Genomic DNA, 10,000 nt, shown 5'->3' with positions numbered 1-10,000 from the left:
GCAGCAGCAGCATGGCCACGGAGGTCAGGCCGCACAGGACGGTGAAGGGGCTGAACAGGCCGAGCAGGCCGCCCAGAAACTGATCGTGATAGGTGATGCGCAGGTCGCTATCGAGGCTGAACGGCGCGCCCTGAAGCACATTGCCGACGGCCACGCCGAAGACCAGAGCCGGGACGAAGCCGCCGACAAACAGCGCCCAGTCCCAGTTGTTGCGCCACGCCTTGCCCGGCCGCTTGGAGCGGTATTTGAAGCCGACCGGACGCAGGATCAGCGCCGACAGCACAAGGAACATAGCCAGATAAAAGCCGGAGAAGCTCACCGCATAGACGAAGGGCCAGGCGGCGAAGATGGCACCGCCCCCCAGGATGAGCCACACCTGATTGCCTTCCCAGGTGGCCGAGACGGTGTTGATCACCGCCCGGCGTTCTTCGTCGGTTTTGGCGACGAACGGCAGGGTCGCCAGCGTGCCCAGCGCATAGCCGTCCATAATGGCGAAGCCGATCAGCAGCACGCCCATGAGCAGCCACCAGATGACCCGCAAGGTCATGTAGTCGATAGGTAGTTCCATAAGGGTTACTCCTTTGTCTGCGCGTTATTCTGCCGGACCGGCGAGGCCGCCGCTTTGCAGCGGGCTGGCTTCTTCGGCATCGTGCATACGACCGAATTTCGACGCATAGGGACCGGTCTTGATCGTCTTGACCAGCAGGCCGACCTCGATGACGGCCAGCGTGCCGTACAGCAGGGTGAAGCCAACTATGGTCACCCAGATTTGCCCGACGGTGAGGCTGGACGCGCCCATAAAGGTGGGCAGGACGCCTTCGACGGCCCAGGGCTGACGCCCCAGCTCAGCCAGCACCCACCCGGCTTCCGCCGCCAGCCACGGCAGCGGGATGGCCAGCACGCACAGGCGCAGGAACCAGCGGCTATGCTCGGCCTTGCGCAAGCTAACCAGCACGAAGGCCACCGCGAACAGGGCGATCATGGCAAAGCCAATCGCGGCCATCAGACGGAAGGTCCAGAACATCACCGGCACGTTGGGGATGGTATCGAGGGCGGCCTTCTGGATGAGGGCTGCGTCCGCTGTGCGCGGATCAGCGACGTACTTTTTCAGCAGATAGCCATAACCGATGTCGCGCTTGTGCGCTTCGAACTGCGCGCGGGCGGCGAGGTCTTCGGGGTTGACCTTCAGCTTTTCCACGGCGTCATAGGCCGCCACACCCGACTGGATGCGGTGTTCCGCCGTTTCGACGAGGTCAAGGATGCCGATGACCGGACGGTCGAGCGAGCGCGTGGAGATCAGGCCCAGAACATAGGGCACCTTGACTTCCATATCAGTGTGCTGGGTCGTCAGGTTGGGGATGCCAAACAGGGTCAGACCCGCCGGGGCCGGCTCGGTGTGCCACATGGCTTCAAGCGCCGCCAGCTTCATCTTCTGGTTATCGGTCAGGGCATAGCCCGACTCGTCGCCCAGAACGACGACCGACAGCGAGGAGGCCAGACCAAAGGCCGCCGCCACCGCCATCGAACGCTTGGCAACCGACACCCACTTGCCCTTGAGCAGATAGATGGCCGAGATGCCGAGCACGAAGACCGCCGCGATCACATAGCCCGCTGAGACGGTGTGCACGAACTTGGCCTGCGCCACCGGATTGAACAGCACAGCCATGAAGTCCGAGACTTCCATACGCATGGTGGCCGGGTTGAAATCCGCACCGACCGGGTTCTGCATCCAGCCATTGGCGATCAGGATCCACAGGGCCGACAGGTTGGTGCCCAGCGCCACAAGGAAGGTCACCATCAGGTGCCCGACGCGCGACAGGCGGTCCCAGCCAAAGAACATCAGGCCGACAAAGGTCGCTTCGAGGAAGAAGGCCATCAGGCCTTCAATCGCCAGAGGCGCGCCGAAGATGTCGCCGACAAAGTGTGAATAATAGGACCAGTTGGTTCCGAACTGGAATTCCATGGTCAGACCCGTGGCCACGCCCAGCACGAAGTTGATGCCGAAAAGCGTGCCCCAGAAACGGGTAATGGTGCGCCAGATTTCGCGCCGCGTCAGCACATAGACGCTTTCCATGATGACCAGCATGAAGGAAAGGCCAAGCGTCAGCGGGACGAACAGAAAGTGATACAGCGCCGTCAAGGCGAACTGTAGCCTTGATAGATCGACCGTCATCATATCCATGTGAGATATATCCCTCGGGTTATTGGGGTTTTTAGATCGCGCTCTCCTGCGGCAAGGTGCAGCAGTGGAGTGGAAATTTGCCCCTTGATGTCCGAAATGGGCTAGGAGAAAACCCATTCCGGCTTACTTGCCATAACAACTAAGCTGGGCCTGAGTATATGCCCCGCCCCTGAAACGCCCTATCGCACCAAATGTCGCACCCACGTCCCCGTACCCCTGAGACCTTTAAGGATGCTGCCCGCGACGCCGAACAGAGTCGCGCCAGGGCTGTGCGTCAGGCGCTGAAACTATGGGCCGATCCGGCGAAAAGACAAGTCACACTTGTGCGACAGCTTGAGGTCGGGTCAGTGGTGTGCGCTACAGGCTTTGCCGCCGGACTGGCCCTGATCCTTCAGGCGGTGCGCGGCGGTCAGTTTCCCTTGACGGGCCTGGCCCTCTTGCTCATCAGCCTGTGCCTCAGAGGCGCTCTTTCCTACTATAATCAGGTCCTTAGCCTCAAATCGGCGCGCCTGATCATCGAGAATCTGCGCCTGTCTCTGATGCGCAAGGCCCTGTCCGGACGCGGCGTCGGAGCCTCGCAGATGGGGCGCATGACGGCGCTGTTTGAGCATACCGAAGCGCTCGAAGGCTATTATGCGCGCTTCGTTCCGGCGCGGCAGGCAACCGCCCTGACGCCGCTTCTGGTGACGCTGGCCATTGGTGTGGCCTCGCCTCTGGCGGCCGCCATCATCCTCTTCACCCTGTGTCCCTTTGTCACACTGATGGCCCTGTCCGGCATGGCCACGGCTGCGGAATCGCGGCGTCAGCTTGCGGCCCTGACGCGGTTGTCGGGCCTGTTCGCCGACCGCCTGCGCCACCTGCCCCTGATCCGCGCCTTTGATAACGAAGACGCGCAGGTCGAAAAGGTGCGCCGCGCCGCCCGCGATGTGTCTGAGCGCACCCTGTCGGTCCTGCGCATGGCCTTTACGGGGTCAGCCATACTGGAATTTTTCGCTGCCCTGTCGGTCGCCCTGATTGCCGTCTATTGCGGGTTTGCCCTGCTGGGCCTGCTGCCCTTCCCCGTGCCGGCTATTCTCGATTTCAACAGAGGCCTGTTCGGTGGCGATGCCTTTGCCCCGGCCTTCTTCGCTCTGGCCCTGGCCCCCGAAGTCTATTTCCCGCTGCGCCGTCTGAGCGCTGCCTATCACGAGGAGCAGCAGGCGCGCGCGGCCGCCGAAGCCCTGATGGCGCTGGAGGCACGGCTGGAGACGCCAGACCCGGTGCCACTGAGGCTCACCACCGCCCCCACCCTGCGCTTTGATCAGGTCAGCGCCGTCTTCGCCGACGATCCGGCACCGGTCTTCGCCCCGGTCAGTTTCAGCGCCGACAGCGGAGCCATCATCGCCCTGCGCGGCGAAACGGGGTCGGGCAAGTCCACCCTGCTGCGCCTGTTGCTGGGGCGCGGCGGTGATGTGGAGGCGTGCGGCCTCATCGAAATCGACGGTCAGCCGCTGACGCCCGCGCACGATCTGTCGCCCGGCCTGTCGTGGATGTCGCAGCACACGCCGATCCTGCCCGGCACCCTGGCCGACAATCTGCGCCTGTCGCACCCGCAGGCCAGCGACGCCGAGGTGCAGCGGGTGATCGGCCTGACCGGGCTGGAGGCGCTGGTGGCGGCACGCGGGCTTGAAACGCCGCTGGATGAACGCGGCTCCGGCCTGTCAGGGGGGGAGCGGCGGCGCATCGGTCTGGCGCGCGCCCTGCTCAAACCCGCGCCGCTTCTGTTGCTCGATGAACCGACCGCCGATCTCGACCCGGAGGCCGAGGCCGCCCTGATCGCCGCCATCCGCAGCGCCGCCACGGGCCGCACGGTGATCATGGCCACCCATTCCGAGGCGCTGGCCGCCATCGCCACGCAGGAGGTGCGGCTGTGAGCGCGTTCAAAGCCTATTTTGCCGACCTGAAACGCCGTCAGCGTACATCCCTGATCGTCGCTTCGGTCTGTGCCGCCGGGGTGTCGATCGCAGCCACCACCCTGCTTGGTCTGTCCGGCTGGTTTCTGGCCGGGGCGGCCATAGCCGGGGCAGCGGGCGGCGCGGTGATGATGGCTTTCAACTATCTGCTGCCGTCGGCGGCCATTCGCGGGCTGGCCATTGCGCGCACCGTCATGCGCTATTTCGAGCGCCTGAGCGGCCATACGGCGGCCCTGCGCACCCTGGCGGAGTTGCGCCCATGGCTGTTTGAGCGGGTGAGCCATACGCCGCTGCGCCTCAGCCGCGGTGAGGCCTCGGCGCGGCTGGTGCAGGATGTCGGGCAGTTGGAAAACGCGCTGGTGGCACAAAGCCACTGGGCCTCGGCGCTGGGCGGGCTGATCGCCGCGCTGATCCTGACCCTGCTCCTGTCGCCGGGGGCGACCCTGATCGCGGCGGCGGGCATCGGCGCGCTGATCGGCCTGTCGCGCCGTGTCGCGCCCACGTCAACGACCGGCCTGCCCGAACTGGGGGCGTTGAAAAACAGCGTGCACGAAACCCTGCCCTTCCTGCCCGACATCGCCGCCTATCGGTTGTCGGAGCGGTTTATGGCGCGATTATCAGAGCAGGAGGCCGCCCTGCGCACCGCCCGCGAGGCGCAGGCGCACACCGAAAGCCTGCCGGTCCTGCTGAACCTCAGCGTGCTGGCGGCCACCCTGAGCCTGATCGTTCTCACCCATACGCATGCGGCCATGCCGATGCTGGCGCTGGGTCTGCTGGTGACGACGGTGGCCTTCGAAGCGACCGGCCCCCTCTTGAAAGCCATGGCGCAAAAACGCCTGTTCGCCGAGGCCGAGGCGCGGGTGGCGGAACTGGGCGACGCAGAGGCCGCACAACTCGCCCCGCGCACGGGGTCGGTCCTGCGCTTTGGCGGGCACGAGTACGACCTCGGCCCCCAGACACGCCTGCTGATCCACGGCGCGTCGGGATCGGGCAAGACGCGGCTGATCGAGGCCCTGATCGGTCTGCGCCCGATGGACGAGGTGCCGGGCCTCACCGCCCTGCCCGATCTGCGGTTCAGCCTGTCACCGCAGGACGCGCCGGTGCTCAATGGCACGATTGGCGACACTCTGCTAATGGCCCTGTCACCGGAAGAGATCGCGGCGGAAACGCCGGAAACCCTGACGGCGCGCGTGTGGGCCGCGCTGGAGGCGGCACAATTGAAGGCCCGCGTCGCGGCCATGCCCAAGGGTCTGCACCAATGGATCGGCGACGGTGGCGTGACCCTGTCCGGCGGGGAGCGCAAACGTCTCAGCCTCGCCCGCGCCCTGCTGCGTCAGGCCGATGTGCTGGTGCTGGATGAGCCGACCGAGGGGCTGGACGCCGCCACCGAAGCCGCCGTCACTGAGGCGATCGAGGCGCACCTTAAGCGCACCGGTCAGGGCCTGATCCTCGTCAGCCACCGTCCGGGCCCGCGACGGCTGTGCGATCAGGACCTGCGGCTTGCCCCCTCTTTCCTTCTCCCCCGACACGTCGGGGAGGTTCAGGGGTAGCTTTCGCCCGTCTCTTCGCCTAAAACCCGGCCAAACGACCCGAAGGACACGTCTGATGATCGCATTCGCCCTGCATGGCGGCGCCGGGGCCAAGGCCGGCCGCGACTATGGCCGCGAAATCACCCACATGAAGGGGCTGGCCAAGATCGCGCGTCACAACCTCCATAACGGCGCTCGCGCGCTGGATGTGGTCACCGAGACCGTGCGCTCGCTCGAAGACTCCGGCCTCTATGTGGCCGGTAAGGGCGCGTCGCCCAATGCCGCCAGTGTGTTTGAACTGGACGCCAGCCTGATGAGCGGCGCCGATCGCCGCGCCGGGGCCGTGGCGGCGCTGGCCGGGTACAGGAACCCTGTCGCTATCGCCCGCGCCGTGATGGAAAAGACGCCGCACGTCCTGCTGGCCGGCGATGGCGCGCGGCAATTTGCCGAGGCACAGGGCTTTGAGACGGTGACCGACGACTATTTCACCCGCGCCGGGGCTTTTGAATCCAACTATCCGCCGGGGACGCTGGCGCACGGGACGGTCGGGTGCGTGTGTCTCGATTCCTATGGCGATCTGGCGGCGGCGACCTCGACGGCCGGCGTGTTCGGCAAGCTGCCGGGCCGCGTCGGCGACACGCCGATCATCGGCGCGGGCACCTGGGCCGACGACCACGCCGCCATTTCCTGCACCGGTCAGGGCGAATACTTCCTGCGCGTTCAGGCCGCCGCACAGGTGGCCTTCCGCATCGGGGCCGGACAGGGCGCGTTTGAAAGCGCCGGTCAGGTGCTGGAGCAGATCGCGCGCATGGGCGGCGAAGGCGGGCTGATCGTCGTCACCCGTTCCGGCGAAGTCCACGCGCCCTTCCGCTCGGCGGGCATGAAGCGCGCCTGGTTCAGCGGCGATGGCGATATTGTCAGCGAGGCGTTTTAAGCCGCGATCTTGCCCTTAAGGCCGACGCAGACGACATTGACGAGGCTTTCCAGCGTCATCTGCGCCTTGTCGAGGTCAGAGCGCGACAGGTCGGCCCCGTCAAGGCGCGCCTGACGCAGATCGGCGCGTTGCAGATTGGCCCCGCGGATGCGCGCCTCTCTGAGGTCCGCCGGGAACAGGCGGTCACCGGAGAGCTTTAGCGGCCCGATATTGGCCCCCTCCAGATTGGCGCCGTCCAGCCGCACGCCCTTCATCTGCGCACCACGCAGGTCGGCCCCGCTCAGGTCGCAATTGCGCAGGTCCGCCCCTTCGAGGTGCGCGCCCTGCAACTGGATGCCGCGCATATCGAGACCGTAAAACACCGCCCCCTTGGCCGACAGCGCCGCCAGATTGAGCCCCTTGATGGATTTGAGCGCGCGCAGATCGGCCTTGTCAAAGGCCGACGGCTTGCCCGCCTTGCCCACACTATCGACCCATTCGGCGTGGTCGCGGATCATCTCATCATAGGGCAGACGGCTGACGTCCGTACCGGCGGCCTTTTCGGTCAAAACGCCGCTCAGATTGGTCTGTGAGGCGTTCCAGCTTTCGGTCTTGGTGCCGATCATCACCGCGTCTTTCAGCGAGGCACCACTGACGTCGCAGCCCGACATATCGGCCCCGGACAGGTCGCAATTGTCCATGATCGCCTGTTTGAGGTTGGCGCGGACCAGCTTGCACGACTTAAGGATGGCGTCGGTGAAATCGGCCTTCATGGCCTGAATGCCCGACAGCTTGGAGCGCTCCAGATTGGCCCCGCGCAGATTGGTAAACCCGGCGTCCGACACGCGCGTGGACACTTCGACATAGGCAAGCCCCGCCGCCTTGTCCGGCAAGGCCAGCGCCCCTTCGCGCAGGTCGGCCTCAAACAGGTCCACATCGGCCAGATTGGCCCCGCGCAGGCAGGCCCCGCGCAAATCCGTGCGGCGCAAGGAGGCGCGGGTCAGATTGGCCATCTGCATATCGACGCAATAGAGGTTCGACTGATCAAGCAGCGCGCCGGACACATCCGCGCCCACCATGATGGCGGCGGTGAAGTCGGCGTCGCGCAGGTCACGCCCGCGAAAATCCAGCCCCGACACGTCCATCCACGCGAAAACGGCCCGCGCACCTCCGGGCTTCATGGCCTTGAGACGCTCGTGCTTCTGGCAGATCGCGTCCACCTGCGCCTGGGTCAGGCGGGTGTAGCGTGACTGTCCGGTGGTGGCGCTCATGCGCGGGGACGGACCTTTCGATGAGATTTTACGGTTAACCTTACTGAAAAAGCCTAAATCAGGGCTTAACCGGCAGATTATTCACAAAATCAACAATCAGGCTCGCGGCCTCTTCGGCCATCAGTCCGGTTTCGACCGTAAGGCCGGCCTCGCTCATGCGCGCAATGCCGAGGTGCGAGGCATAGGGCGACGGGTCATGACAGGCGAAGACGACGCGGCTTACGCCCGCTTCGACCAGTCGCTGCGAACAGGAGAGGCCACCATGAGAGCGCGCGCCACAGGGTTCCAGCGTCACATAGGCCGTCGCCCCGGCGGCGCGGTTATCGAGTTGGGCCAGCGCGGCCTCTTCGGCGTGCGGCCGTCCGCCATCACCTGTGGCGGCCTCGGCGATAACCACGCCGTCTCTGACGATGACGCAGCCGACCGGCGGATTGGGCACGGTGCGTCCAAGTTGTGCGGTGGCCAGCGCGATGGCACGCGCCATATGGCGGGAGTCGCTCATCGCCCCGCCCTTCCCCTAGCCTTGTAAAACGGGCACGGGGTTGGCACGCTCAGCATCGAGATACTTGGCCGAAATGGGCTTCAGCGCCGCATCGAGATCGATGACCAGCGGGTTAGAGGTCGGCACTTCGACCTCCAGAATCTCGGCCTCACCGAGGTTGAACAGCAGCTTGATGATGGCGCGGATCGAATTACCGTGCGCCGCCACCAGCACCGTATCCCCGGCCTTCAGCGCCGGCACGATCGACCCGTCCCAGAAGGGCAGCACGCGGTCAAGCGTCGTCTTCAGGCTCTCGGTCAGCGGCAGGACCGAACCGGCGTAGCGGCGATCCTTCGAGAAGTCATGGGCGCTGTCGGCCGACAGTTCGGGCGGCGGCACGTCGTAGGACCGGCGCCAGATCTTCACCTGCTCGTCGCCATGCAGGGCGGCGGTTTCGGCCTTGTCCAGCCCCGTCAGCCCGCCATAGTGGCGCTCATTGAGGTGCCAGTCCTTGATCACCGGCACGTAGGATTGCCCGGCCGCGTCCAGCGCCAGGTTGCAGGTGCGGATGGCGCGCGTCAGCACCGAGGTAAAGGCGCGGTCGATCTCGATCCCCTCGGCCTTGATCAGCTCTCCGCCCTTGACCGCCTGCGCTTCGCCTTCGGCCGTCAGATTGACGTCCACCCAGCCGGTGAAGCGGTTTTCGAGGTTCCACTGGCTCTGGCCGTGACGGAGGAGAATGAGTTTGGGCATCCGGACACCTTTAAAAACATAAAGAATGTCTCTGCTATAGGATCAGGCCACCTGCGGGTCAACCGCATCACCGACGCGGATCAGCCCCGGCGACACAACGCGGCAATAAAGGCCGCAGTCGCGGTGACCATAGTGGGTCCACAGCGCCTGCACCATCTCTGCATCGCGCTGCGCCGTCTGCGGGTTCACGTGCGTCGCCACACAGCGCACAATGGGTTTCAGCACCTCCAGCCGCGGCCCCTCTTCGCCGATGCGCAGCGTCTTGCCCACAAAGGCGTGGTCTTCGAACGCTGACCACCCTTCGACCCAGATATTGGCACGCAGCCGCAACGGATCGAGGTCAATGCCCATACGCTCGGACAGGTCGCGCACACTGTTCAGGTTGAGAATCGACACAAAGCCTTTGGACGAGTCGGTGAAGCGGTAATGATCGACCGCACCTTCGCGGATATCGAGAAACCGCAGGGGTTGCGCCACCGGGTCGTAATCCTCATGCGCCGCCAGCACGGTTTCGATATGTCGCTCCAGCGCGTGACGCCCGGCGGGTTGCGCAATATCGAAGGGGCGATCATCGACGAACAGGCGCTCAGTGATCTCATCATAGCGGGTGCGCAACCGCGCCACGGCGGGAAAGCGCGCCAGCACGGCATATTTCATCTTCGACAGGAATTGCGGATCGTCGCGGTCATAGCCCGATGGCCCGACCTCCAGCGCAAACAGGCGATCGAAAGGGAAAAAACCATCGACCGTCAGGCAGGTCTCGGCCACAGGTTCGGGCGTAAAGCCCTTGACCGGGTGCCGCCACAGGGAGTCGATTTTACCATTGGTCGGGTGCATGGATGAGCCTTGCTTCTATATCCTTGCGTAAGTGACGCGGCATTCTCCTCCCTGTTGCGCAGCAATGGGGAGGTGGCGACGA

At 65.1% G+C, this 10,000-nt stretch carries 9 protein-coding genes; 3 read left to right on the top strand and 6 right to left on the bottom strand.

The window, feature by feature from the left end; translation table 11 throughout:
* Together cydB and LDL37_RS08010 are read right to left on the bottom strand one after the other, a co-directional pair.
* Positions 1–568 (bottom strand): cytochrome d ubiquinol oxidase subunit II (gene cydB / locus LDL37_RS08015; RefSeq protein WP_290796464.1); only part of this gene is annotated, 568 nt, incomplete at its 3' end.
* A gap of 24 nt (positions 569–592) precedes the next feature.
* On the bottom strand, positions 593–2,182 hold the full coding sequence (locus tag LDL37_RS08010; protein ID WP_290796462.1) for a cytochrome ubiquinol oxidase subunit I: 1,590 nt from the start codon (positions 2,180–2,182) through the stop codon (positions 593–595).
* Positions 2,183–2,373: 191 nt separating this feature from the next.
* Here LDL37_RS08010 and cydD point away from each other — a divergent pair, with 191 nt between their 5' ends.
* The 3 genes from cydD to LDL37_RS07995 are packed head-to-tail and all read left to right on the top strand — an operon-like array spanning position 2,374 to position 6,597.
* A complete protein-coding gene (cydD, locus tag LDL37_RS08005) occupies positions 2,374–4,095 on the top strand; it encodes a thiol reductant ABC exporter subunit CydD (protein WP_290796459.1) in 1,722 nt (573 codons plus the stop codon).
* Positions 4,092–5,684, top strand: a complete 1,593-nt coding sequence (locus LDL37_RS08000; protein WP_290796456.1) for an ATP-binding cassette domain-containing protein — start codon at positions 4,092–4,094, stop codon at positions 5,682–5,684. Before cydD ends, LDL37_RS08000 begins: the two co-directional genes overlap by 4 nt.
* A 55-nt stretch (positions 5,685–5,739) precedes the next feature.
* Complete coding sequence (locus LDL37_RS07995) at positions 5,740–6,597, top strand: isoaspartyl peptidase/L-asparaginase (protein ID WP_290796453.1); 858 nt, start codon at positions 5,740–5,742, stop codon at positions 6,595–6,597.
* Here the strand turns inward: LDL37_RS07995 and LDL37_RS07990 are convergent.
* The 4 genes from LDL37_RS07990 to LDL37_RS07975 are packed head-to-tail and all read right to left on the bottom strand — an operon-like array spanning position 6,594 to position 9,918.
* Complete coding sequence (locus LDL37_RS07990) at positions 6,594–7,847, bottom strand: pentapeptide repeat-containing protein (RefSeq protein WP_290796450.1); 1,254 nt, start codon at positions 7,845–7,847, stop codon at positions 6,594–6,596. The two genes, LDL37_RS07995 and LDL37_RS07990, sit on opposite strands and share 4 nt — an antisense overlap.
* Before the next feature lie 58 nt (positions 7,848–7,905).
* Positions 7,906–8,349 (bottom strand): bifunctional diaminohydroxyphosphoribosylaminopyrimidine deaminase/5-amino-6-(5-phosphoribosylamino)uracil reductase RibD, encoded by a 444-nt coding sequence (locus LDL37_RS07985; protein ID WP_290796448.1) that lies wholly within the window; start codon positions 8,347–8,349, stop codon positions 7,906–7,908.
* A gap of 15 nt (positions 8,350–8,364) precedes the next feature.
* Positions 8,365–9,081 carry a 2,3-diphosphoglycerate-dependent phosphoglycerate mutase gene (gene gpmA, locus LDL37_RS07980; protein ID WP_290796446.1) on the bottom strand — a complete coding sequence of 239 codons (717 nt, stop codon included), beginning with the start codon at positions 9,079–9,081 and terminating at the stop codon, positions 8,365–8,367.
* A 42-nt stretch (positions 9,082–9,123) separates the two neighbouring features.
* A complete protein-coding gene (locus tag LDL37_RS07975) occupies positions 9,124–9,918 on the bottom strand; it encodes an MOSC domain-containing protein (protein ID WP_290796444.1) in 795 nt (264 codons plus the stop codon).
* Positions 9,919–10,000: the final 82 nt, after the last annotated feature.

This window comes from Asticcacaulis sp. (genome assembly GCF_020217185.1).
Taxonomy (GTDB): Bacteria; Pseudomonadota; Alphaproteobacteria; order Caulobacterales; family Caulobacteraceae; genus Asticcacaulis.
Note: the sequence above shows the minus strand (reverse complement) of the source record. Positions and strands in the feature narration are given on the sequence as shown.

Bases quoted from the DNA above. Each gene is read 5' to 3' on its own strand.
- LDL37_RS08010 (WP_290796462.1), bottom strand. From the start codon at position 2,182: ATGGATATGATGACGGTCGATCTATCAAGGCTACAGTTCGCCTTGACG.
- cydD (WP_290796459.1), top strand. From the start codon at position 2,374: ATGTCGCACCCACGTCCCCGTACCCCTGAGACCTTTAAGGATGCTGCC.
- LDL37_RS07995 (WP_290796453.1), top strand. From the start codon at position 5,740: ATGATCGCATTCGCCCTGCATGGCGGCGCCGGGGCCAAGGCCGGCCGC.
- LDL37_RS07990 (WP_290796450.1), bottom strand. From the start codon at position 7,847: ATGAGCGCCACCACCGGACAGTCACGCTACACCCGCCTGACCCAGGCG.
- LDL37_RS07985 (WP_290796448.1), bottom strand. From the start codon at position 8,349: ATGAGCGACTCCCGCCATATGGCGCGTGCCATCGCGCTGGCCACCGCA.
- gpmA (WP_290796446.1), bottom strand. From the start codon at position 9,081: ATGCCCAAACTCATTCTCCTCCGTCACGGCCAGAGCCAGTGGAACCTC.
- LDL37_RS07975 (WP_290796444.1), bottom strand. From the start codon at position 9,918: ATGCACCCGACCAATGGTAAAATCGACTCCCTGTGGCGGCACCCGGTC.